23 protein-coding genes, 2 tRNA genes and 2 pseudogenes are annotated in these 22,459 nt (G+C 64.6%); 7 read left to right on the top strand and 20 right to left on the bottom strand.

Annotation, left to right across the window (positions count from 1 at the left end; all coding sequences use genetic code 11):
- Window positions 1-6: 6 nt before the first annotated feature.
- Window positions 7-261 (bottom strand): annotated as a pseudogene (locus tag ACERNI_RS06650) (BapA/Bap/LapF family prefix-like domain-containing protein); the annotation flags it as partial.
- Between the two features lie 653 nt (window positions 262-914).
- Here ACERNI_RS06650 and ACERNI_RS06645 point away from each other — a divergent pair.
- Window positions 915-2,474, top strand: a complete 1,560-nt coding sequence (locus ACERNI_RS06645) for a hypothetical protein (RefSeq protein ID WP_448832491.1) — start codon at window positions 915-917, stop codon at window positions 2,472-2,474.
- Window positions 2,475-2,693: 219 nt separating this feature from the next.
- On the opposite strand, the gene ACERNI_RS06640 is transcribed toward ACERNI_RS06645, so the two are convergent.
- The 4 genes from ACERNI_RS06640 to ACERNI_RS06625 form a co-directional block, all read right to left on the bottom strand.
- Entirely contained in the window at window positions 2,694-3,734 is a 1,041-nt protein-coding gene (locus ACERNI_RS06640; RefSeq protein WP_448832490.1) for an amidohydrolase family protein, read from the bottom strand.
- A gap of 269 nt (window positions 3,735-4,003) precedes the next feature.
- Entirely contained in the window at window positions 4,004-5,287 is a 1,284-nt protein-coding gene (locus ACERNI_RS06635) for a cyanate transporter (protein ID WP_448832489.1), read from the bottom strand.
- Window positions 5,284-5,793 carry a nucleoside deaminase gene (locus tag ACERNI_RS06630; RefSeq protein ID WP_448832488.1) on the bottom strand — a complete coding sequence of 170 codons (510 nt, stop codon included), beginning with the start codon at window positions 5,791-5,793 and terminating at the stop codon, window positions 5,284-5,286. The genes ACERNI_RS06635 and ACERNI_RS06630 overlap by 4 nt, the downstream gene beginning before the upstream one ends.
- A gap of 14 nt (window positions 5,794-5,807) precedes the next feature.
- Window positions 5,808-6,398, bottom strand: a complete 591-nt coding sequence (locus ACERNI_RS06625) for an ankyrin repeat domain-containing protein (RefSeq protein ID WP_448832487.1) — start codon at window positions 6,396-6,398, stop codon at window positions 5,808-5,810.
- A 52-nt stretch (window positions 6,399-6,450) separates the two neighbouring features.
- Here ACERNI_RS06625 and ACERNI_RS06620 point away from each other — a divergent pair, with 52 nt between their 5' ends.
- Window positions 6,451-6,588 carry a hypothetical protein gene (locus tag ACERNI_RS06620; protein ID WP_448832486.1) on the top strand — a complete coding sequence of 46 codons (138 nt, stop codon included), beginning with the start codon at window positions 6,451-6,453 and terminating at the stop codon, window positions 6,586-6,588.
- A 48-nt stretch (window positions 6,589-6,636) separates the two neighbouring features.
- Window positions 6,637-7,518 (top strand): LysR family transcriptional regulator, encoded by an 882-nt coding sequence (locus ACERNI_RS06615; RefSeq protein ID WP_448832485.1) that lies wholly within the window; start codon window positions 6,637-6,639, stop codon window positions 7,516-7,518.
- A 172-nt stretch (window positions 7,519-7,690) separates the two neighbouring features.
- On the opposite strand, the gene ACERNI_RS06610 is transcribed toward ACERNI_RS06615, so the two are convergent.
- The 6 genes from ACERNI_RS06610 to ACERNI_RS06585 all read right to left on the bottom strand — a co-directional run bounded on the left by ACERNI_RS06610 (window position 7,691) and on the right by ACERNI_RS06585 (window position 13,556).
- A complete protein-coding gene (locus tag ACERNI_RS06610) occupies window positions 7,691-8,617 on the bottom strand; it encodes an efflux RND transporter periplasmic adaptor subunit (protein WP_448832484.1) in 927 nt (308 codons plus the stop codon).
- Window positions 8,614-8,823: a DUF1656 domain-containing protein gene (locus ACERNI_RS06605; protein ID WP_191317623.1), complete on the bottom strand. Its 210-nt coding sequence runs from the start codon at window positions 8,821-8,823 to the stop codon at window positions 8,614-8,616. The genes ACERNI_RS06610 and ACERNI_RS06605 overlap by 4 nt, the downstream gene beginning before the upstream one ends.
- A complete protein-coding gene (locus ACERNI_RS06600) occupies window positions 8,820-10,970 on the bottom strand; it encodes an FUSC family protein (protein WP_448832483.1) in 2,151 nt (716 codons plus the stop codon). Before ACERNI_RS06600 ends, ACERNI_RS06605 begins: the two co-directional genes overlap by 4 nt.
- Window positions 10,960-11,421: a MarR family winged helix-turn-helix transcriptional regulator gene (locus ACERNI_RS06595; RefSeq protein ID WP_448832482.1), complete on the bottom strand. Its 462-nt coding sequence runs from the start codon at window positions 11,419-11,421 to the stop codon at window positions 10,960-10,962. Before ACERNI_RS06595 ends, ACERNI_RS06600 begins: the two co-directional genes overlap by 11 nt.
- A gap of 400 nt (window positions 11,422-11,821) precedes the next feature.
- Window positions 11,822-12,064: a hypothetical protein gene (locus ACERNI_RS06590; protein ID WP_448832481.1), complete on the bottom strand. Its 243-nt coding sequence runs from the start codon at window positions 12,062-12,064 to the stop codon at window positions 11,822-11,824.
- A 91-nt stretch (window positions 12,065-12,155) separates the two neighbouring features.
- Entirely contained in the window at window positions 12,156-13,556 is a 1,401-nt protein-coding gene (locus tag ACERNI_RS06585) for an amidase (RefSeq protein ID WP_448832480.1), read from the bottom strand.
- Between the two features lie 222 nt (window positions 13,557-13,778).
- Between ACERNI_RS06585 and ACERNI_RS06580 the strand changes: the two genes are divergently transcribed.
- Window positions 13,779-14,741: an SDR family NAD(P)-dependent oxidoreductase gene (locus ACERNI_RS06580; protein WP_448832479.1), complete on the top strand. Its 963-nt coding sequence runs from the start codon at window positions 13,779-13,781 to the stop codon at window positions 14,739-14,741.
- Between the two features lie 273 nt (window positions 14,742-15,014).
- Here ACERNI_RS06580 and ACERNI_RS06575 read toward each other — a convergent pair whose 3' ends face one another.
- The 3 genes from ACERNI_RS06575 to ACERNI_RS06565 form a co-directional block, all read right to left on the bottom strand.
- A complete protein-coding gene (locus ACERNI_RS06575) occupies window positions 15,015-15,500 on the bottom strand; it encodes a hypothetical protein (RefSeq protein WP_448832478.1) in 486 nt (161 codons plus the stop codon).
- An 82-nt stretch (window positions 15,501-15,582) separates the two neighbouring features.
- Window positions 15,583-15,879, bottom strand: a complete 297-nt coding sequence (locus ACERNI_RS06570) for a putative quinol monooxygenase (RefSeq protein WP_448832477.1) — start codon at window positions 15,877-15,879, stop codon at window positions 15,583-15,585.
- 533 nt (window positions 15,880-16,412) lie between these two features.
- Window positions 16,413-16,489 (bottom strand) — tRNA-Pro (locus ACERNI_RS06565).
- Between the two features lie 534 nt (window positions 16,490-17,023).
- On the opposite strand from ACERNI_RS06565, the gene ACERNI_RS06560 reads away from it, so the two are divergent.
- A complete protein-coding gene (locus tag ACERNI_RS06560; protein ID WP_448832476.1) occupies window positions 17,024-17,248 on the top strand; it encodes a hypothetical protein in 225 nt (74 codons plus the stop codon).
- Between the two features lie 225 nt (window positions 17,249-17,473).
- A tRNA-Gln gene (locus tag ACERNI_RS06555) sits at window positions 17,474-17,548 on the top strand.
- A 124-nt stretch (window positions 17,549-17,672) separates the two neighbouring features.
- On the opposite strand, the gene ACERNI_RS06550 is transcribed toward ACERNI_RS06555, so the two are convergent.
- Complete coding sequence (locus ACERNI_RS06550) at window positions 17,673-18,218, bottom strand: Rha family transcriptional regulator (RefSeq protein WP_448832475.1); 546 nt, start codon at window positions 18,216-18,218, stop codon at window positions 17,673-17,675.
- Between the two features lie 89 nt (window positions 18,219-18,307).
- A pseudogene (locus tag ACERNI_RS06545) lies at window positions 18,308-18,628 on the bottom strand (DNA-directed RNA polymerase); the annotation flags it as partial.
- A gap of 59 nt (window positions 18,629-18,687) precedes the next feature.
- On the opposite strand from ACERNI_RS06545, the gene ACERNI_RS06540 reads away from it, so the two are divergent.
- A complete protein-coding gene (locus ACERNI_RS06540; RefSeq protein ID WP_448832474.1) occupies window positions 18,688-19,518 on the top strand; it encodes a hypothetical protein in 831 nt (276 codons plus the stop codon).
- Window positions 19,519-19,884: 366 nt separating this feature from the next.
- Here ACERNI_RS06540 and ACERNI_RS06535 read toward each other — a convergent pair whose 3' ends face one another.
- The 4 genes from ACERNI_RS06535 to ACERNI_RS06520 all read right to left on the bottom strand — a co-directional run bounded on the left by ACERNI_RS06535 (window position 19,885) and on the right by ACERNI_RS06520 (window position 21,857).
- Entirely contained in the window at window positions 19,885-20,217 is a 333-nt protein-coding gene (locus ACERNI_RS06535; protein WP_448832473.1) for a hypothetical protein, read from the bottom strand.
- A gap of 100 nt (window positions 20,218-20,317) precedes the next feature.
- Entirely contained in the window at window positions 20,318-21,091 is a 774-nt protein-coding gene (locus tag ACERNI_RS06530) for a virion core protein, T7 gp14 family (protein ID WP_448832472.1), read from the bottom strand.
- Complete coding sequence (locus ACERNI_RS06525) at window positions 21,091-21,537, bottom strand: hypothetical protein (RefSeq protein ID WP_448832471.1); 447 nt, start codon at window positions 21,535-21,537, stop codon at window positions 21,091-21,093. The genes ACERNI_RS06530 and ACERNI_RS06525 overlap by 1 nt, the downstream gene beginning before the upstream one ends.
- A gap of 74 nt (window positions 21,538-21,611) precedes the next feature.
- Window positions 21,612-21,857 (bottom strand): hypothetical protein, encoded by a 246-nt coding sequence (locus ACERNI_RS06520; RefSeq protein WP_448832470.1) that lies wholly within the window; start codon window positions 21,855-21,857, stop codon window positions 21,612-21,614.
- Between the last annotated feature and the right edge of the window lie 602 nt (window positions 21,858-22,459).

The raw sequence follows: 22,459 nt of genomic DNA, 5'->3' as shown, positions 1-22,459 counted from the left end.
AACAGCGGCTGTCACTGCGCCATCTTCATCGACAAAATATAAATTGCTGTCAGGGTTTCCGTCTCTATCAAAGAAATTCCGGATACGAATGACGCTGCCTGATTTGAGCCGGATAATAATGTCGGCTCCCTCCCGGCTGTAGGAGGTGACGTTGGCTGCGCTTGTCGGAAGCGTAACAATACTTGCTTCTGCGAGCGTAACGGATCCGTTTTGCACGGATTGCGTGGCGCCGGTGGCTTTTGACTTGACAAAAAATTGCATAAAATACTCCAGGCGAACAAAATTTGCTCGTCTGGGGGGAAGCCGGCGCGCGATCAAAAAGAAATTTATTATTGTCTATCGGACGCAATCCTGCCCCAGGATGTGGCGCTAAACTGGATGTACGCGTCTGATGTACGCAATAGTCACGAGCATCACATTTTTTTGATGTAGACTGAATAAATAAAATTGCATTGTGTGATGTTTGGCTGGGTTTGTTGAAAAATAAGGCTTTCTAATCGCATTCTTGAACTAAACTGCGCCAACAATTAATTATATTGACAATGAAGTGGGTGTTCACAAGTTTTGATGTTGCGGTATCGTCACGCGCATATCGCGTCGCTGCCATGATGATGGCGCGCTGATTTCGCAATCATGACAAATTTTCTGGGCCATTTTTGATATAAAATACAATAAATATTAGTAATTATTGCATGTGCCTCCAATGGGCGCGGCGTGAATTCTTGCGGGAATTGTGGGCGCTTTGCGTCTGGATGAAGGGTTGTGGCCAATTGAAGCCAAGTAATATCCGGTTGCTGTTTGCACGTTTGCGGCGTCAGGTCGCGGAGCGCATCGGCCCCGCCGGCGGGGACGTTCCGGCATTTGTTTTGTTTGCATCGCTGACGGACGGAGCGGCGCGCGCGCGGACTGTCACGGTGTCTGGCGAGGAGTTTGAAGCGTGCTGGCGCGACCTCGTGCAGGCGGCTGAGCGGGTGATGAACGACGCGCGGATCAGGCCGGCATGGTTGCGGGTAGACTGGGTCGAGCGCGCGGAAAAGCTGACCTGGAACGCGCTTGAGGCGCGGCTCCGCAAGGTCAAACGCAATTATTTCAGGTTCGGCATCTCACTTGACGGCGCATTCCGCCATGCGTTCCTGGAGACCGAACTCAACGCCAACGCCATGTTGTATGGCGGGCCCGGCGCGCGCACCGCCGTGGTGAATGACAAGAATTTCCGGCGATACGCGCGCATACGCCACGGGCTTGCGAACCTGGATCGCCGCGCCGACGGCGAGGTGTGGCAGTTTTCCACGCGGGGCATGTTTGTTTCCCTCGATTCTGCCGATGTCCATGAGCTGCACGGCGCCGGCCGTGACGCCGGGCGCCGCATCATCGCGCGTCTGGAGGCGCCCGACGTTCGCGCGCTGGTGGCCGCCGGTTCCGGGTATCTTGCCAGCCAGGTTGGAGAAACCGGGCGCTTCATCTACGGCTGGCACCCGTGTTTTGACCGCGAAATTTCTGCCTATAACAGTCTGCGCCACGCAAGCAGCCTGTATGCCATGATCGAAGCCTGGGGCGTGACGGGCGACGCGACGCTCGGCGCGGCCATAGAGCGGGCGCTGGCTTGTCTTGCGACCGGGCTGATCCGCGACGATGGCGCGGAGGGGGGCGGGCGCGCGTTCCTCGTGGAAGACAATGGCGAGATCAAGCTTGGCGGCAATGCGGTGGCCATTCTGGCGCTGTGCAAATATTGTCAGGTCACCGGGCGCCGGGATCACCTGGAGCTGGCGCAGCGGCTGGCGGAGGGCGTGCTGTTCATGCAGGACGCCGCGACCGGACGGTTCCGCCACGTGCTCACCTGGCCGGATCTGCAACTGAAGGACGCCTTCCGCATCATCTATTACGATGGCGAGGCGGCTTTTGCGCTGATGCGTCTGTATGAACTGACGCAGGACGGACGGCTGCTGGATGCGGTTGAAAACGCGTTTCGCCATTTCATCGCAGCCGGATACTGGAATACGCACGATCACTGGCTGGCGTATGCTGTGGATGCCCTTGCGCTGCACAGGCCGCGCCCGGAGTATTACGATTTTGGCGTGCGCAATGTTGCCGGCTATCTCGATTTCGTCATTGACCGCATCACCACCTATCCCACCCTGCTGGAGCTGATGATGGCGTCCGAGCGCCTGGTCAGCCGGATGCAGGCGGATCCGGCGTTGCGCGGCGGCCTCGCGGGGCTGGATCTGGACAGGTTCCATCATGCGCTGGAGGTGCGGGCCCACTACCTGCTTAACGGGCATTTCTGGCCGGAACTGGCGATGTTCTTCGCCAATCCCGGGCGTATTTGCGGCAGCTTCTTCATCCGTCATCACGCGTTTCGCGTGCGCATCGACGATGTGGAGCACTATCTGTCGGGGCTCGTCGCCTATCTGGCCTGGCGGGAGCGTCAATCCGGCGGCAAGCAGCGCGATGCGCCCATAGCCCTGGCCGGCTGACGCATACCGGGGCCCGGCGGGGGCCCGCACGCAAGGCAGCGTTGGTTTGCGGAAGGATGCGCTGTCGTTTTCAGGCTTTTCCTGCGGGAAAAGTGGACTCCACCCTTCCTGAAAATGCACAGGGGCCTTTGCGGTCAAACTGGACCGGAAAAGGCTCCTGCCTGCTTTATCTTGCCGAATTCTGGCCGACCAGACGATGCCGTCTGATCACAAGGCGTTCTATCCAGCGATATCAAGCCGGTAGAACTCCCTGGCGGCGCCGGCGTAAAGGCTGTGTTTTTCCGCAAGGGAAGCGCCCGCGGTGATGCGTTTGAAGGCGTTCCAGAGGGTTGCGTAGCCGGCGCCCCAGCGGTCGACCGGGAAATTGCTTTCGAACATGCAGCGTTGCGGGCCGAAAGCTTCGATGCAGGTTTCGATCCACGGCCGCCACAGTTCCGCAAGCTGCTCCGAGGAAGTCTGGCTGCCGGGGCCCATGCCCGCAAAGCCGGGGAAGGGCATGGCGAGCCCGCCAAGCTTGACGTGAACATGGGGCAATGCGGCCAGCTGGCGGATGCTGTCGCGCCAGATGGGGAAGCGTTCGTCCCGCTTGCCGGCGTAGGCGCCAACGCCCAATGGCGTGCCGGCATGGTTGAGCAGAATGGCCGTGTCGGGGCAGGCCCGCGCCAGGCTGACGATTTCAGGCAACTGCGGCTCCAGAACCCAGGCGTCGAACGACAGGCCGCGGGCGCCGAGCCGCCGCACGGCCACGCGCACGGCGTCCTCGCCGGCAAGGCCGGCGGGCATGGCGGCGAGTGGGCCGAGCACGGCGGGATCGCCATCGTGGGCCATCATGTGCCGGATGCCGCGAAAGCGGCCGCCGCCTGCCGCGACATGCGCATCGAGCACGGCGTCCACGCCGTCGCCAAGGCGCAGATCCGCGAACCCGACCATGCCGGCGCAGGCGCGAACCGGCCCGTAAAGACCGCTGGCCGCCATGGCGGCGATGCCGTTGATGAACTCGGTTTCGCCGACAGGGCGCAACGCCTCCGGTCCGCTGGCGCGGTAGAACGCGCCGCACTGGACATGCACCGTGCCAATGATGTTGTGGCCGGCGTTCAGGTCGGCCAGCAACTGGTCGAGCAGGTACAATGGCGTCAGCTGGATGGTCTGCTCGAAGGCATGCAACGGCGCGCGCATCTCCGCCACCCGCTGGCGGCGGTCCCACAGATGGTGATGGGGATCGATGATCGGCAGCTCGGGCTCGATGATGGGTTCATTCATTCTGGCGTTTCTCCCGCGCGACGTCGCGTCTGGAGGCAGCATAAGGCTGTCGGATCGTCGGGGAAAACCGGGGCGCGTTTTCGCGACATGAGAGGTTTGCCGCGACGTGGTCGACGCGGCGCTCCCCGGCGCACAATACCCGCCCCATTATCCTTATTGTCCGCCGGGCGGTTCTGGCATGCCTCACGCCGCGCGGGCATGGTGGGCGGGGGGCGTGCACGGATGCGGTGCTGGGCTGGCCCGCCCGGAAGCGCGCCGGCGCTTCCGGCTCAGTTTTCCATGGCCAGCGCCCGCGCATAGTGGCGTGGGGCGAGGCGGGTGGTGAGAACGGCGACAATGGCGGCGTTGCCCGCGTGCATCAGCCAGCCGGCGGCGTATCCGCCGGTGAGATCGTGCAGGTTGGCGATGATCCACGGCGGCGCCGCCGCCAGCAGGAAGCCGCCGCCCTGCATCAGCGCCGACAGGGCGCCAGCCTGCAGCGGGTCCGGCAAATGATCCAGCGCCGTCACCATGGCCAGGGCGAACCAGCCGCCAAGACCCGCGCCCACAATGACCACCCACGCGACTGGCGTCGCGGTTGGCCACAGGGCCAGGCCGGTGAACCCGCCGATTTGCAGGGCCAATGTCAGCCAAAGCCAGGGCCGGCGGTCGTTGTGGCCGCTGGCGAGGATGGGCAGCAGCAACGCCGCCAGCGCCTGGCTGGCGGCCATCAGCGCCAGCAGGCTGCCGCTGGAGGCGCCGCTCCAGCCCAGTTCCTGCCAGGATGGCGACAGCCACGCCACCACTGACGAATAGCCGCCGTTGACCAGGCCGAAGCTTGCCATCAGCAGCCAGACGCGCGGGCGCTTGATGAGGCGCCAGGCCGGATTGACCCGCGCGGATGGGCCCGTCCGGTCCGCCGGCAGGGTCGCCGCCGCCAGGGCCACCGCCGCCAGGGCCGGCAGGGCCAGAAATGCGAGGCCGGCGCGCCAGCTGCCGGCGAGCGACGCCGCCAGCGGCGCCAGTTGCGCGCCCAGCGCCCCGCCGCACATCAGCATGGATGAATACAGGCCGGTGACGGCGCCCACCCGCTCTGGAAACTGCTGCTTGATAATGCCAGGAAACACCGCCTGGACAACCGCGACGCCGAGGCCGATGAGCGCGGCGGTGACGACCAGCAGCCAGCCCGGCCCCGGGATCAGGCGCAGCAGCGAGCCGGCGCCAATGACCACGAGGGACATGATGACTGCCCGCCGGGCGCCAATGCCCGCCTGCAAGCCAGGGCCCGCGAAGGCGACGAGGCCCATCAGCAGCATCGGCGCCAGGGTGAGCAGCGACATCCCCTGCAGGCTGAGGCCCGTGTCAGCCTGAATGGCCGGCGCCAGTGGGCCGACCCCGGTGATGAACGGGCGGAGGTTGAGCCCGATGATCGCCACGGCGGCGACCAGCAGCGCCCGGCTGGCGCCGGATGTTGTCTGGCCCAAAGCCGCCGGGGCGACATCACCCGCGTCTCCGATATGCGGCGGAACGGCCATTGCAACCGGGCGCGGGTTGGCGGATGCGTGGCGTGTCACGCGTCTGGGCCTGTCGCGGCGGCGGATTGCCGGTTCTTCCAGGCCACATAGGGTTCAGGTTCGGAGCCAGGCGCCAGCACCGGCTGATGGCGGATGGCCATGGATTGTCCGGCGTGTGGCAGGGACAGCTCCGCCTGCAACGCCGCCGTCGACAGGCCAAACGGCGCGCCGTCGTCGTTGGAGAAGGCGTAGACGACTTCGCTGACGCCGGCGAGGCGCATCGCCGCCATGCACATGGGGCAGGGTTGGCCGCTGGCGTAGACCGCGCAGCCGGACAGATCCGGCGAACCCAGCTTCTGGCTGGCCGCCCGCACCGCGAGCAGCTCCGCGTGGGCGGTTGGGTCGTGGCTGCGGACGATCTCGTTGACGCCCGTGGCAATGACGGCGCCGTCGCGCACGATCACCGCGCCGAACGGCCGGCCGCCACTGGCGACGTTGGCGCGCGCCAGCTCAATGGCTTCGCACAGGAACTGGCGCCCCCGCGGGCCCTGGTCATTATCGGTCATGGCTTTGTCCTGAATTATCTGGCGCCGGCGGCGGTGAGGATCTGCGCGATGGCGCTGTAGCCGCGTCGCCGGGCATGGGAGAGGGGCGTGACCCCGTCGTGGTCGGCCAGATCGACGTTGGCGCCCGCTTCCACCAGCTGGCGGACAATCTGCTGGTGCGCCGGGCCGCCGTCGCTGAGGATGATGGCCTCCAGCAGCGCGGTCCAGCCCAGCCGGTTGACGTGATCGACGGCGACGCCGGCCTGGATCAGCAGGCGCACCGCCTCGACATGGCCGCGCTCCGCCGCCGGGATCAGGGCCGTGCCGCCGAAGCGGTTGACGCTTTTCAGATCCGCCCCATGCGCCAGCGTCAGCTTCAGAATGTCGAGCAGCCCCCGGGCTCCGGCATAGAGATAGGGGCTGTCCTGGATGTTGTCCTTCGCGTTGACGTCGGCGCCCGCCGCGATGAGCGCTTCGGCGGCGGCGACGCTGTTGGCGTGCGTCGCGACGAGCAGGGGCGTTGCGCCGGCGGCGTTGCGCCCGTCAACAGGCGCGCCGGCGGCGAGCAGCTTGCGGACAGCGGCGACGTCGTTTTTCGCCGCGGCGCCGTGCAGGTCATTGGCCATTGTGGACGCTCCTGAAACGGTTGCCGGGGCTGCGCGGGACGGAGCCGCGCCGGTGATCGCCATGAGCGCCAGCCCGGCGCAGGCGATCGTCAAGGGCAGTTTCAACATGGAATTCTCCCACGGCGCATCGGGCGATGGCCGCGTCGCCACGGATAGTGCGTCAGATGGAATGTATTTGAAAATTAAATAATTTTATTATTACTATTATGAATCATGATGACAAGGGTCAGGTCACGCCATGTTTGATCCGCGACTGTTGCGGGCGTTCGTCGCGATTGTTGATGCTGGCGGTTTCACCCAGGCGGCCGCGCGCCTCAATGTCACCCAGTCCACCATCAGCCAGCAACTGGCCCGGCTGGAGGAAGCCGTCGGCCAGCCGCTGGTTGACCGCACTGTGAGGCCGGTGATGGCTTCTCCGGCCGGCGAGCGTCTGCTCGGCCATGCGCGGCGCATCCTGGCCCTGCAGGACGAGGCGCGGCGGCTGCTTGCAGACCCGTCCGGCGTCACCGCGATCCGCATCGGCATGGCCGAGGATATTGTCACCGCGCCGATGATGGCGCTGTTCGCCGGGTTCACCGCCGGGCGTCGTGAAATTCGTCTTGATGTCGCCTCCGGCCTGAGCCGGGATCTGGGCCGCCGTTACCGTGATGGTGAGTTCGACATCGTGGTGGTGAAAGAAGCAGAGGCGGGGGCCGGGGCGCGCGCCAGTTTTCCGGAGCCGCTGGCCTGGTTCGAAAGCGCAGGCCATGCCGGGGACTGGTCCGATCCGCTGCCGCTGGTGACATTCCCGGCTGGCGGATTGTATCGCGACGCCATGTTCGCGCGCGTCGAGCAGGATGGGCGCGGCTGGTACGTCGCCTTCTCGGGCAGCAGCCTGCACAATGTGCTGGTGGCGGTGGAGGCGGGGCTCGGCGTGTCGCTGCTGCCGGTCAACGCGGCGCGGGGCCGACGGTTGCGCCGCCACGCTGGCCTGGGGAGCGAGCCGGCCATGGTCACCACGGTCTACGCCGCCGAGCCGGCCGGGCCAGTTTCCGAACTGGCCGACGGCATGATCGCCGTGCTTGGCGCACGCGGGGGTGAGGGAGCAGCAGAGGAAGCGCGCGACGGCCCGCCAGCCTGAGCTTCTGCGCCGCCACGCGCCGCGGCGGGGCGCGCCAACATCGCGGCCGCCCGCATCGGCGTTCGGTCGCCCGGTGTGGCGGAAGCCGTTTGCGGCCGCCAGGCGGCGCGGCCTCCTGTTGCCCGCCGGGAGCTTGGTACTTGGCGAAGGTTTGCTACCTGGCGAGGGTTTGCTACCTGGCGGGGGCTTTCTCCTTGGCGGGGGCTTGCCGCCCGCCGTTGTCCTGGGCTTTGCCGTTCTGGTTGATGTACACCGTCGCGGTCATGCCGGCGACGAGATTGACGCCTTCCGGAACCGGGTCGAGCCTGATGCGCACCGGAATGCGCTGGGCAAGGCGCACCCAGCTGAAGGTGGGATTGATGTTGGCCAGCAGACCGGAGCCGATGGTGCGTTCGCGATCCTCGATGCCGGCGGCGATGCTCTCCACGCGGCCGTGAAGGGGCTTTGACTGGCCCATCAGCCAGATCGTGGCGCTGTCGCCGACGTGGACGCGATTGAGCTTGGTTTCCTCCAGATAGGCCTCCACCCGCAACGAATCCGTGTCGATCAGCGCGACTTTGGCCGCGCCGGCGGCGAGATAGTCGCCGGGGCGCACGGTGAAATTGGTGATGATTCCGGTGACCGGCGCGCGCACTTCCGAGCGCTCAAGGTTGAGCCGGGCGAGGTCGCGGGCGGCGGTGGCCTGTTGCAGCGCCGCCGAGGCGCTGTCCAGGGCCAGTTGCGTCTGCTCGGTCTTTTGCTGGGACACCACGTCTCCCAGCTTTTCATAGCGTCTCAGCTCGCGTTCGGCCTGCTCGAGCGTCGCCTTGCCGCCAGCCAGGGCGGCCTCGGACTGCCTCAGGGCGATGGCGAAGCGGGCGGGGTCAATGCGGAACAATACGTCGCCGGCCTTCACGGGCTGGTTGTCCTGCACCAGCACCTCGCTCACCAGCCCGGAGACATCCGGCGCCACGCCGACGATGTCGGCGCGCACCTTGGCGTCGCGCGTCCAGGGGTCGCTCATGTAATGGCTCCACAGCGCCCGCCCGGCGAAAAAAGCCGCGACGCACATGAGCAGCGTGACGAGAACGCGCGCCAGACCGCGCAACGAGAAAGTCATGACAGCCACCACCGTGACAGATTGAACACGCCCAGAAGCAGGACGACGTAAAGCGCGATGTCGAACAGGCCCCGGTGCCAGACCAGGGCGTAGAAGCCGGCCCATGCCAGCGCCCGGCGCACGATGAGGCTGACGGCCAGCGTCGCCAGCATCAGCGCGAGCAGCGTCGGCACATAGACGCCGTAAATGTCGATTTCTCCGGTCATGCGACGCCCACTTCCCGAGGCAGCTGGTTATTCTGGCGCAAATCCACCGGCGGAGCAGCCGGCGCCGCCGCGTTTTCCGCAAATGCCGCCAAGGGTGGCGGCGCCTCGGGGCAAAGGATGCGGCGCAGGCCAACCAGGGCGTCGAGGGCGCGACGTGAGGCGGCGTCGTGATCGGCGATGGCCATGGTCATGGCCCTGTCGATGGCCGAGGTCAGGCTGTCGGGCGCCGGGATCAGCCGGTCCGCGGCCTGACGGGCGCGATAAAGCGCCGCCACGCCCTCCAGCACCGCGTCATAGGCGGTGACCTTGTCTGGGCGTTGCTGGCGGCGGGCCTTTTGCAGTTCGATGATGTTGAAGCCGACGCGCACTTCCGAGTAGCCGTCGACCCGGGCCAACTCGCGGTCGCCCAGCGTCGCGAGGCGCGGAACCAGCTGGCCGAGCCTGTCGAGCATGCGGCCGGCGAGCCGCTGCGGATCATCGCGCCGGTAGCCGGCGGCGGCGTCGGCGATGTCGCGCCAGCCAGCCCGCACCAGCCGCCATGCGGCGATTTCAGCGCCGAACGGGCGGGTGGCTACATACCAGACATAGGCGAACAGCAGGCCGGCGACGGCGGCGGCGCCCTGGTTGATGAAGCTGGCGAAGTCGGCGTCATAGCGGTTCTGCATGGCGACAAACGAGGCCGTGTTGGTCGCCAGCATCAGGCCGAGCATGGTGTATTGCGGCCGCGACATCAGCAGGCCGACGATCAGAAACGGCGGGGCGAACACAAGCGCCAGCATCTCGAAATCGTGGATCGCTGGCAGGATGGCGAACAGATAAACGGCGGCGACCAGCACGCTCACGGCCGTCCAGATGGTCATGAACCGGGCCTGGGGGGCAGGCTGGTCGAGCGCGCCGAAAAAGCAGCAGGCGACCGCCGTCATCATCACCGCGCCGCCGCCGGCGGACCAGCCGGTGGCGATCCAGAAAGCGCTGGCGAGCAGGGTGGCGACGACGCAGGTCGCGGCCGAAAACAGCATCATGCCATAGTCGTAATGGCGCACGGTGCGCACCACCTGGCGGTGCCGGAAGCGCGGCCGCCATGGCCCGGCCGGGCCTTCGCTGGCGATGTCCTGCATCAGGTCCAGACAGTCGCCCCACAGGGCGATGATTTCGCCCAGCCGGTCGAGCGCGCTGCCCTGAATCAGATCGCGCCAGCTTTGCGGCGTCTCACGGCGCAAGGCGCGGATGTCGGCGAGCATGCCGTCGGCTGCGGCCGGGTCGCCGTCGCGGCCGCTGGCGAACCAGGCGGTCGCCCGCGCCAGCAGGGCTGACAGTTCCGCCGGCAGTTCGGATGTGGCGGCGGCGGGGGGCGTCATATCTGTCGCGGCGAACTGGTCGTCGGTCCGCAGGGCGTGCAGGCGGTCGGCGAGCGAGGACAGCAATGGCAGCATCATCATCAGCCGGCCGCGCAATTCGCGGGCGCGGGGCGCCAGATCGCGGGCGGTGGCGTCGAAGGCGAGCTGGGTGATCAGCATGTCCAGTCCGCCGATGTCGGCCGCCAGCTTCTGCCGGCGCAGCGGGGTCATGGGCAGGGCGCCTTCGCCGCGCAGGATTTCCGTCGCCCAGGAGGCGGCGTCGTCGATCCAGCTGGCGACAGAGCTGGCCAGCACGCCGCGCATGCTGGTGGGAAACACCACGGCGCCGATGACGGTGGCGCAGGTGATGCCGAGAATGATCTCCTCGCTGCGCGCCACGGCCACGTCAAAAATGGTTTCGGGCGCGCTGACGGCCGGCAGGGCGATGATCGGCAGGCTGTAGCCGGCGAGCATGAAGATATAGCTGCGCGGCGTGCGGATCATCAGTGAGATGTAAAGCAGCGTGCCGGTCCACAAGGCGACGACCAGGCTCAGCAGCTCTGGCGAGTCGATGAACAGCGGCACGAAAAACACCGAGGCGCTGGCCCCGATCAGGGTGCCCAGCGCCCGGTACAGCCCCTTGGAGGCCGTGGCGCCTGAAAGCGGGTTTGAGACAATGTAAACCGCCGCCATCGCCCAATAGGGGCGCGACAGGTCAAACGCCAGCGCGATGTACAGCGCCAGCATGGCGGCGAGAAAGGCCTTGCCGGAGAACAGCCACTCGCGGAGGGTGGGCAGGTTAGCCGTCACGGGCGGCTCCGCCCTGGCTGGCGGCCGCGGCTTCAATGGCTTTCAGCACGCGCATGGTTGCCTCAAGATCGCTGGCCGGCATGCCGTCAAGCGTGGCGGCGCGGGCGCCATTCAGCGCCTTTTCAATCTTGCCAGCCAGTTGCTCGCCAGCCGCCGTCAGCCAGATGGCGTTGGCGCGGCGGTCTTGCGGATGGGCGCGCCGCTCGATGAGGCCAGCCCCGACGAGCTGGTCGAGCAGGCGCACCAGCGAGGCCCCCTCGATGCCGATGCGCGCGGCAAGGGTGATCTGGCGGACGCCGCCGCCAAGCCGGCTGGCCCAGATCAGCGGCATGGCCAGCGCTTCCGACAGGCCCAGCGACTTCAGCTCGGCTTCGGCAATGCGCCGCCATTGCCGCCCACTCTGGAGCAACTGCGAGGTCAGCGCGCGTCGAAGGGCGTCGTCACGGTTCATGCCAACCAGTTAGTAGCCAAACTATCAGCAGGCAAACCAATCCAGTCATGCAACTGGTGCATGCATATGACCATTGCGTGGGGTTGGCATGCGTCTGGAGGCGCGGGTCCTTTGCCCGGAAAGCATGGCGGGCAACTGGCGGCCGGAGCGCTTGCGGATGCCGGGGCGCCGGCGGAGCAGCGCATTCGGGGGGCCTCCGCGGGCATCGCGCGCGACGGCCGAAATTAGGCGGCGGCCGGCAATCTGCGTAATGTCAAAATGTTACTTGAACGTAGCCCGTGTTCATGGCGCAGGAAAACCCGAATGCCCGCGATGGACGCGGGCATGGAGCTGAAAAGGGCCTGGGCGGATCGCGGAGCGGCGCATGGGCGCCCCTGGCCCATGCAGGACGCGTCCGGGTTTATTCCGGCGCGCCGGGGGCAATCTTCGCCAGCGACACCAGCAGGCGCTCGCGCAGGTCGCGCAATTCGGCGTAGCGCTCGAAATGTGGGGTATTGTCGAGCAGGGCCCGGGTCACATTGCCGGGATCGTTGTTGAACTGCACCAGGATGGCGCGGTTGTTGGCCCGGATTTTCTCCTGGGTCTCCGCGATCTCCTGGTCGATATCCCTGAGTTCCGCCCGGATCGCTTCTTCATCGATCATGATTTGCCTCCCTGCCGCCGCGGTATTCTCGCTGGCCATGCGCGGCGGCGGCGCATGTTTCAGCGAAGAGCAGTGTTCCCTTACGCCTGCCTCACGGCGCCGGATGGCGCCGGTGCCAGTCCGTGTGACTCTGGAAGGCATGTCCGGCGTTGACCAGCCGGGCTTCATCAAAATGGCGGCCCACCAGCTGGAAGCCAATGCAGCCGCCATTGGCCGCGGCGCCGGCGGGCAGGGTAATGGTCGGGCTGCCGGTCATGTCGAACGGGCAGTTGAAACGCAGGGCGCCCAGAAGGATGGAGGGGTCGTTGGCAAGGCCCGCCATCTTCGCCAGCGTTGGCGCGGCGAAGCCGAGCGTCGGCATGGCGATGAGGTCGACATCCTGAAACAGGGCCCGGACCTGCCCGCGAAAGGCTTCGCGCCGCAGCACGATCCTCTGGTAGTCCATGGCCGACAGATTTCGCCCCAGCTCTATGAAGCTGGCGAGGCCGGGGCCATAGGCTTCCTTGTGGGCCGGATACAGATCCGCGTGGGCCACCGCTGTTTCAATGCCGCACAGGGGCGTCCAGTCGTCGACAGCCTGCGTGGGGTCGGGGAAGGCAATCTCGCGGATCTCCGCTCCGAGTCGGGCCAGCGTCCGCAACGCTTCATCGAAGGCGGCGCCAGTTTCGTCATCCACGCCCTGGCTGACGAGACGGCTGTCGACGCCGATGGTCATGCCGCGCACATCATCGCGCAGGCCGGCGAGATAGTCCGGGACGGGTTCGGGCGCGGCGGTCGGGTCTTTCGGATCAGCCCCGGCGATGACGCCGAGCATGGCCCCGCAGTCCATGGCGCTGCGCGCCATCGGGCCGATGTGATCCAGGGTAGCCGCCAGCTCGAAGGCGCCATGGCGGCTGACGCGGCCCCAGGTCGGCTTGAGCCCGGTGACGCCATTGCAGGCGGAGGGCAGCCGGATGGAGCCGCCGGTATCCGTGCCGATGGAGCCGTAGCAGAGGCCCGCCGCCGTCGCCACGCCGGAGCCGCTGGAGGAAACGCCGGTCCAGAGATCGGGATTCCACGGGTTCACTGGCGGTTCGATATCGGGATGATGCAGGCCAAGCGCGCCTTCGGTCTGCTGCAGTTTGCCCAGGATCACGGCGCCGGCGGCGCGCAGGCGCGCCACGACAGTTCCGTCTTCGGCGGGCCGGTTCTCCCGCAGCAAGGGCATGCCGTGGGAGGTCGGCGTGTCCTTCACCCAGCAAAGGTCCTTCACCGCAACCGGCGCGCCATGCAACCGGCTGCGCCTTTTGCCTTCCGCCAGTTCCCGGTCGGCAACCCGCGCGTCGGCCAGGGCCGCCTCGGCTGTGACGGTGGAGAAGCTCTTCAACGCGCCATCAAGGCGGCTGATGCGATCAAGCGTCGCCTGGACCGCCTCCACCGACGACATGCGCCGGGCATGGATGTGCTCGCCAAGCTCGACCAGCCCCAGATACTGCAGATCATCGCCAGTCATCGTTTCTCCTGTCGGCCGGACTCAATTCTCAGGACGCGAGCCTGACATACCCTTGCGATGCGGACAAACCGCGCCATGTTCACAGTGGCGCGGCGCACAGATGCGGCGACAGAAGGTGCGGCGATACAGGTGGATCCCTGACCGGGACTTTCCTTGCGCGAGGCCAGGCGGCGCAGGAAAATACGCCAGTTACAACGAAAACCAACGGGTGGAGACACGGCCATGGCAGGGCAGTTTGATGCAGAATCCACGACGGATGACGTGCTCGCGGGCGTTGATCTGAAAGGCAGGCGCTTTCTGATCACGGGCGTCTCGGCCGGTTTGGGCGTCGAAACCGCCCGGGCGCTGGCGGCGCGGGGCGCCGACGTGGTTGGCGCGGCGCGCGATCTGGCCAAGGCGGAGCGCGCCACGGCCGACGTGCGGGCCGCGGCGACGGCGGGCGGCGGCAGCCTGGAGCTGACTGAACTCGATCTGGCTTCGCTGGCCAGCGTCCGCGCCTGCGCCGAGCGACTGCTGGCGGATGGCCGGCTGTTTGACGTGGTGATCGCCAACGCCGGCGTGATGACCACGCCCTTCGGCCACACCGCCGATGGCTTCGAAACCCAGTTCGGCACCAACCATCTGGGCCATTTCGTTTTCATCAACCGCGTGGCTCCGCTCATCCGCGAAGGCGGGCGGTTCGTGAGCCTGTCGTCCTCGGCGCACCGCCTGTCGGACGTCGACCTGGACGACCCCAATTTTGCCAGGACGGAATATGACCGTTGGGGCGCCTATGGCCGCTCGAAAACCGCCAACGCCCTGTTCGCGGTGGAGTTCGATCGCCGCCATCGCGATCGCGGCGTCCGCGCCTGCTCGCTGATGCCGGGCATGATCCAGACCGAGCTGGGCCGCCACATGCGGGAAGAGGACAGGGAGGCCCTGAGGGTGCGGGCCAATGCGGCCAGCGAGGCGGGCGGCCCGCCGCCAGTCTTCAAGTCGGTTCCACAAGGGGCGGCGACGTCGGTCTGGGCGGCCGTCGTCGCCAGCGCTGACCAGATTGGCGGGCGTTACTGCGAAAATTGCCAGGTGGCGGATGTGGTTGACGAAAGTCGTCGCCGGGACGGCGTCCGCTCCTGGGCGCTCGATGCCGAAAGCGCCAGGCGGTTGTGGGCCAAAAGCGAAGAGATGACCGGCGAGCGCTTCTGACGCCAGGCGCCGCTCAAGCGATGGGACCATGTGATGGGGCGAAAGGCCGCCTGCGTCCGGCCTGAAACGGACGCCGGCGTCCGGTGGCGCGGACCAGACGGCGTTGCCTTGTCTGTCCCGCCGCTGGCGGGCTGCCATGCGCATTCCGGGCCGGCCGAAGTACGGGGCGGGGGCGGCCGCTTCCCGGTCAGCCGGAAACGGCTGATCGATCAGCATTCGCACAAGACAGGGAGAATTGGAGCAGCTTGCGATCCATATTGATCGGGAACTGCCCTATCGTCCGGAAGGCGCCGCGTCCTTCACCATCGACACCAGGATTTGCTTCAAAAGCTCCGCGAGGATGGGGGAGCCCGCTGATTTCATTTCGGTGGCGATGGCAGGGCCTTCTGATTGTAACTTTGCATAATACGGCGATTTTTCCCGCTCCTTGCCAAGGGACCTGAGCTCAGCGGCTGAGAAATGGTTGCCGTACACAGTGGCAAGCGTCCTGTTCCATTGTCCCTGGAACTTCGGGATCTCCCTGCCGAGGCGCTCCTGAAACATTTGCCGGGCCCGCTGGGGGCCAACGGAACGCGCGATCATCTGGAATGTCTGGGTCGACGCGCCGAACTGGCGCGCAAGATCGCCGAGGTTCTCGCCGATGCGGTTCTTCTCAATGAAAGCAAGCGCCGCTTTGTTCTGTTCGCTGGCGTCTCTGGAGAGGGCCGGGATCGCCGCGAAGGCTCCAGCAATGGATGCCAGGAAGACTCGTCGATGCATGGGGACCGTCCGGTATGGGCGTTGCGCGTCGGCGCAAGACCATCATGTGCGCGAGATGGGGGCAAGCGGGGAGACAGTTCCCTCATCCTGAAAGTGGAAACGCGTCCATCAGGACATATGCGCCGGATTGCCGCTGGTGGGCATCAATCATTGGGACCAGGCGCCGGAAGTGTTCCGTCGCGCAGTGGGCGTCCAGTGCGGCGCGATCGGGCCATTCCTCAATGAAGACGAAATGCCCAGGGTCCTTCTGGTCGACAAACAGATCATAGGCGATGCACAGCGGTTCCCTGCGGGTCAGATCCACCAGCTCGCGGTAAAGCGGCATGACGATATGGATGCTGGCTGGCTTGATGAAATCCTGGGCGATGACTTTGAGCATGGCTGGCCTTGCGAATCCCGGCGATGCGCCGCCGCCATGGCTATGCATGAACATGATGGACGGGCAAATTTCAGCAATGTCGGCGGCGAGGGGCGGCGATCACTGAGATGCGCGCCAGAGACTGATGGCGCAGGGGGGCGTGGCCTTGTTCATGTCTGTGGCCCGGACTTGGGGCGAACAGGCTGAGGCCGAACAGAGAGCATGCCGGCAGGCTGGGGAGGCAGCATGGCGCGCCGCCCGTTTGCCTTTCACGTATTTCCCAACTGCCAGCCGGACGGAATCGTGCGGGCTGTCCACCTCAAAGCCATGCCGGCAATTGCGATCGTCCCGAATGATATCGCGACGTGGGTGCAGGGCTGGGGGCAGGGGAAGGCAGCGCGTTGCGGCGGCCATGGGTGGATGGCCTGTTTCAGACGCGCGAACAGGAAAATCTGTAGAAGGAAGCGGGGGCAAACTGCTCCCCTGGCGTGCTCCCGCGCATCTCAATTCCGGGAGATGCAGGTCAGCAAGCTGCTGACAATACGCGGGAAAAATGGTCGGAGTGAGAGGATTTGAACCTCCGACCCCCTCGTCCCGAACGAGGTGCGCTACCAGGCTGCGCTACACTCCGACTTGTCAGCGTCGCCGCCAACGTGGCTGCCTTATAGCGACGCTCGCGGGTCCCCGCAAGCGGGGCGCGGCAGGTTTTCGACAATCATGCGGCGGCCATTGGCGGGCGCCTGGAAATATTGATATTTTTCCAGAATGCGACGCCCGCCGGCTGGGGATATCTGCCGGTGGGAGCCGATCGCGGGAGGCTGGATGGCCGGGCCAGGCAATGGGCGCCATTGGCTTGGGCGTCCAGCGCGCTGGCGTTCCGGGGGTGGGGGCGTACAGGTCGCGCAACTGGTGACAGCGGGGCGGACGCGTGCGCTGCCGCACCCACAGCCGCTTCCGAAATTGGCAGTGTCACAGGCGTTGAGGCGGTGGCGTAACGTATTGATGGCGTTAATGAACGGTTAACCTCTTTAACGAAACAAGTAGCCGCCCGGGCCGGAACAGGGAACGGGTTGAGGCGTTAAGCCCATATCCCGGCGGGCGCCGGCGCTGCTTCTTGTCTGGCGGTGTCCGGCGCTGTTTGCGGGATGTATGTGGAGGTTGAGCCGTGTCAGCAGCGGTTTTGGGCAGTCTGATTGTTGTCGCCGCAAGCACTGGGGTTATCGCCTTGTTGGTTTTCCTGCTACCGTTTCCACGCGTGGCCCGTACTGGCATGTGCGCCCTGACGGTGATGTGTGGCCTGGTCTGGGGCGTCGATCAGGTGCGCATGGCTTCTCTGGCTGATCCGTCGCAACTGGCAATGGTGCGCCTGGCGCCCGACGCACGGCTCTGATGGCGGGGGCGTGAAAAACGCACGACGCGCGCCGTGCGTCGTGAGCGTTCGGCTCCGCACGCACAAAGACGCCTGCCGGCCTTTGCAAGGAGGCTTGTCTGGCGAGCGCAAGGCCTGGCCCGTTGCGGCGCCGTCACAGAAGTCTGGCGTTATGCACAGACGCCCGAATTTGCCCGCAGTCACAGATTGCCACGATAACAGCCCCAGCTTATGTTCCGGGCCAGTTGGGGCGTAGCCAAGTGGTAAGGCAGCGGTTTTTGGTACCGCCATTCCCAGGTTCGAATCCTGGCGCCCCAGCCAGTGAATTTTCATTCCTTAAAATTCAATGATTTCAAAGCGTTGCAGTGTGAGCTGAATCACATCGGTACCCCACTGGTACCTCAGATTGGTACCGCAGTCGGTACCCCAAGCCCGGATCGCAGAATCAGATCAAGGCAGGGGCTGCATCTGGTTGATGCGGCGAGCGCAGGCCGAGGTTCTTCGCGAGGGCCGACGACGTGATCGTGGACGCGGTGTTCTGGAAGGCCTCCCAGTTCTCCACCTTGGGGGCGTCTTCAGCGACCTTGGCTTCCAGCTTCAGACGCTTCTCATGTTCGTCGGCGGCAAGCCGCAGGGCGGAAGCGTAGTCCGTGGGAATGGACTGCTGCGACCGCTTGCGAAGCTCTTCCTCCATGCGGTTGAACTCGTTGATGTAGTCCTCTTTGAACCCCGCCGCCTTTGCGCCGGTGAAGCCCATAGCGAGGAACACGAAGCCATCGCGGGTCATGTCATACATAGGGCGTTCTTCGCCCTTGGCGTCCGTGTAAACAACCGACGCAAAATTGCGTTCGTTGAACTCGCGGCTGCAATCAAGGCTGCGGATGCTCCGCACCACATCGGCATGCCGCTTCTCAAAGTAAGCCGCTACGTCATGGCTATTAGTGACCACGCGGTCGGACTTGATGGTAACGATTGGAACGAGGTGGTGCATGTCGGAAACTCGCGGTTCTATTGGAGTGAATGGGGGCGTTTTATTCCCGCCCCCTTGCGTTACGGGAATAGTCCCTGAACGGGGATCATTTAGGCAAAGAAAAAGTCACTCTCTGCCACCTGCGTCAGGTCCAGATTTCCTTTAGGTGGCACTGGTGGAAGCTGCTTCACGTTCTCTTCTGACAGGTGCAGGTAGATGTCGACGCGGAAGTCCTCCAGCGGATCGTGGAGGGTGTACAGGTCAATGAAAGCCTGACGCAGGCAGCGCCCCATTAGGTCAACGTCAGCGGCCACTGTGCCGTAACTGTCGTGGACCAGAGCGAAGTGGCGGATGCCGTGGTTGCGGGCCATGACGACGTACATGCCTAGCGGCGCAGCCGCATTGGAGCGCAGCAGCATTGGAGCGCGGCAGCTTGACCTGCGAGTTTCATCGGATCAGAACTGGAAGCTGGCTGTGTCGGGGGGCGCGTATGTCACTTCACTATCTAAGGGTCGGACTGTTGCTCACCTTGGGGGCCAGCATCTGCTCCCCGGCTTTTGCTCAGGACGAAGGAGCAAAGCGACGGGCGCTGCTGCCGTCCATCCGCGCCGCAACGGACTGCGTCGCTAACCAAGTGCGTATCAATCCCACGGCGCTTGGGCAGGCTCGCTATCAGCAATGGGGGCAAGCCTTCACCACGGCCATGGCGTATGACAGGTGCCTGCCCCAACTGAAGCAGGTGGCGGCGATGCACGACTACCTGCATGGGCCGGGCACTGGGAGCGTGTTCGTTACAGGTGCCTATGCCGCTGACCTGCCGCGTGCTGTTGGAGGCAGGCTGAGGGCTGACATTGACAGGTTCATACAGGCTGAAGCTGCCGAGTTTGTCCGAAAGCAGCGGGAAGCTGAAGCACGTCAGGTAGAAGTGCGCCGTCAAGAGGCCAACGCCAAGCAGGAAAGCGACGCACAAACCGCGTTAATCAAGGATGCCATTGGGGCGTTCTATGAGTGTGTTGACAAGGGGGTTGTTGCGCTGTCCGCCGCGACGATTGAGCCCGCAGAAACCATCGTGAACGTGGCAGTGACCAAGTGTGATGACCTGAAGCAGAAGGCCATCACAACGGGCGTTGCTGTGGGTGCCGGGAACCGGCTGGAAGTGACAGCCGTCTTTAATGAAGGCTTTGAAAAGAAGCGCTCGATCTTGGTCGCCGATATTGTATCAGCCCGCGCCCTTGCAAATTTGAGCAGCGGCCAGACCGGCAAGCAATCGCCAGCCCCGCAAGACGCTCCTGTGGGCGTACCCGCTTCTCGCCAGTACTAATCACCAACCGGGCCTCAGTTGGTCCTGTTGGTCGGTCCAAGTCTACTGCGTCTACTCACGCCGATAAGCCGGATGTCGCGTCACGCGTGTTTAATAAGACGCTGTAACGATTGCATAATATGTCGGTCACACACGCGCGGGCAACTTCTGCGTGGTTCGCGAAGTCAGGGAGCGAAGGCTTCTCCGGTCATGTTGTAGGCGGGGGCCGGAGTTGCCGGATGCTTCGTCCCGAAAGGGCCGTAGCCCGTGGTCCAAAACCGGACCGTGTCCGTACCGCCCTAGAATCCCCGGCAGTGGCTCCCCGGTGTGCTCATACCCCGAGGGCCTTCCTGCCGATTTTAGGCCTGCCCCCCGGACACTGGAGGGCTATCCTGTGAAGTGTTTGTAGGCTTCCACGGAAGGACCACGCTTGGCGTCCTCTCTGACGGTCAGCTTCGCCGCTACCCCAAGGCGCTGCTTCAGACAATCCATGTCCTTGCCTACATGGCGCATGACCAGAAGGGCGTCGGGGTCGTGGCCCTCTTCGACCAGCTTCCGGGCCGCTGCATAGAACGGGGTGCGGCTGGTGGTGATGTGCTGGCCTTCGTGGAAGGCGTCGAAGGTCTGGCCCCTTGCTGTGACTTTGGCTGGCCTGACGGTGATGACCAGTGCGTCGTGAGTGGGCTGCGGCCCTGCCGTGAGGGCTTGGGGGGTGTTCATCGGTTCTGTCCTTGGGAAAAAGAAAAACCCCCAGCCGTGAGGCCGGGGGCAAATGTGTAGTGACTGCACTTTTGAAGGGGCGGGGGTGTGGGGCCTGCCGCTATCCGATCTTGAACAGGTCGTTCATGGGTGTCCCTGACCACTTGCTGTAGTTGGTGACGCCCCCGATCAGGCTCCCGGCAATGCCAGCCGTAAGAGCGCCATTGCTGGGCATGGGGACAGGCGCGGAAGGCTGGACGGGGTTAACCGGCTGGGGCTTCCTGATCTGTGTCGTCGGGTTGTAGGTCTTCATCTGGAGGTTCATCAGGCTGCTGTCGGCCTGCGCCTTCACGCCCTGCATCTCCAGACCAAGCTGGCGCATGGTGGCGCTTCGGTTCATCTCCATGACCGTCACGGCTTCGCCCTGCTGGCGGGCAACGTCTCCGATGATCTGGTCAACGGAGATACCTTCGATGCCCTTGTCGGCAGCGTAGGCGTCAGCCCCGGCCTGCGTCTTGCGGGCCTGCCTGTTGAGGTCATCCACGCCCATCATGTTGGCGATGCCCTCTTCGACCTGACGCAGGAGAAGGGTTCCGTACTGGGCTGTCCGGCCCTTCTCAATGATCTTGGATGACTGGTCGAGGTAGTTAACCTGCCGGTCAAATTCACCCTTCTGGTAGTTCAGATAGGTGAATCCGTAGTCGATGTCCTGCTGGTAGACATCGTTCTGGTACTGGATCAGTTGGCCCCGGTACTCTTCGGCCTGTGCTTCGGCCTTCACATTGTGAAGCCACTGGTCATACGCCTGCTTCTTCTGGGCATTGTGGCCCATGACCTGCCCGGCAATGCCCACGCCGGTGGAAAGGAGGGAGGCTGCGCCTGCGAGACTGCACATCAGTAGCCTGCCTTCCGCATACGCGACTTGCGACCACTGACGCCACTGTAGGTGGCCCATCCACCCAGACGCTGGCGGCGCTTGGCCGACAACTCCGCGTCCCGCTCTTCGGCAGACTTCACATGGTAGAGGTAGAGGTTGTCACGGCGCAGGTTGAGCGGGTTGCGATCACGGAAGCGCACGTAGGTCCGGCTGTCGGTGACGCCCATGAGGACACGGGAGATGCGCTCGGGCATGTCCTTGGCGGTGGCGTTGAGGCGACGGGTGTGGACTGCGCCGCCACTGAAGCACCAGTTGGGGGAGTAGCCGCGTTGTTGGAGGTCATGCCAGTCATCAGCAAGGATGCGGGCGGTGAAGTTGGTGCCGGTTACTGGCACGATGTAGACGGGCTTGCCGTCCGGGTCTTGGTCGGGCCTAGCGGGCCTGAGGGGTTGCTTGGGTGTCATGGGGGTGTTGTTGAGTTCCGAAAATTAAAGAAGACAGTGCAAAGCACATATACGAGATGGGAATTAGGGACGGGTCAGTGAACGGTCACGCCGCTTGCGGCCAACTCCATTCGCCAGCGTGCCAGCTTGCGCTGGATCGCAGTGGTCAGGAGCTTGCTGAACTGTTCAGGGGTTATCTCTCCCCGCGCCAGCAACTCTTCACCAGCGCAATAAGCGCCATCTTGGGTGATGGCTGCGGCCACATCATAGGTGTCTGCGGTGGCGCTGGGGCCGTGTGGGCCATTGGTTAGCGGGTTCGCCGCATTGGGTTTGGTGGTCATGGTTATGGTTATGGCTGGCCTGAAGCCGCTAGAACGGTGCATTGCCTAGCGGCACAGCCAAGATGGGCGCAGCCCATGATGCATTGAGGCTGCGAGGGAAGGCGTCCGCCCCGTCCTGTCCGTTTGTATAGTGACTACACATGGGCCTTCGTCCGGCTCATGGTGTCCGCCTAACAAGGCAGCCCCGGCCATGGGGCCGGGATGGAAGACAGGAAGGGGGAGGCAGCTTGGAGAGCTGGTCATGGTCGAGGGGATCAGACCTGCCAGCATGGTCCCGTTCAGGGGCCTCTTCAGTCGCGGCTTGAAGCGGACACGAAAGGGCTGGCCTGCGGGGTGCTGAAGTTTGGCTTAGGTGTAAGCCTTACTCCTATCTTCCTTCATGTCTTCATAAGGATGATATGATGAAGGATGAAACTGAAGAGGACACCTAAGGAACACCTAAGTGTAACACTTCAGTTGACACTTAGGTGGGTATCTTCACTCTTAGTGTGGGCAATAATTATAAGTCATTGAAATCATTGAATATTGATTTGTGTAGTCGGACTATACAAATGCAGCGTCCTGCACAGCCCGACCAATGGGCCAATGCGCTAGGTAATGGC

Source organism: Camelimonas sp. ID_303_24, assembly GCF_053543495.1.
This window is presented reverse-complemented; position numbering and strand designations above follow the sequence as displayed.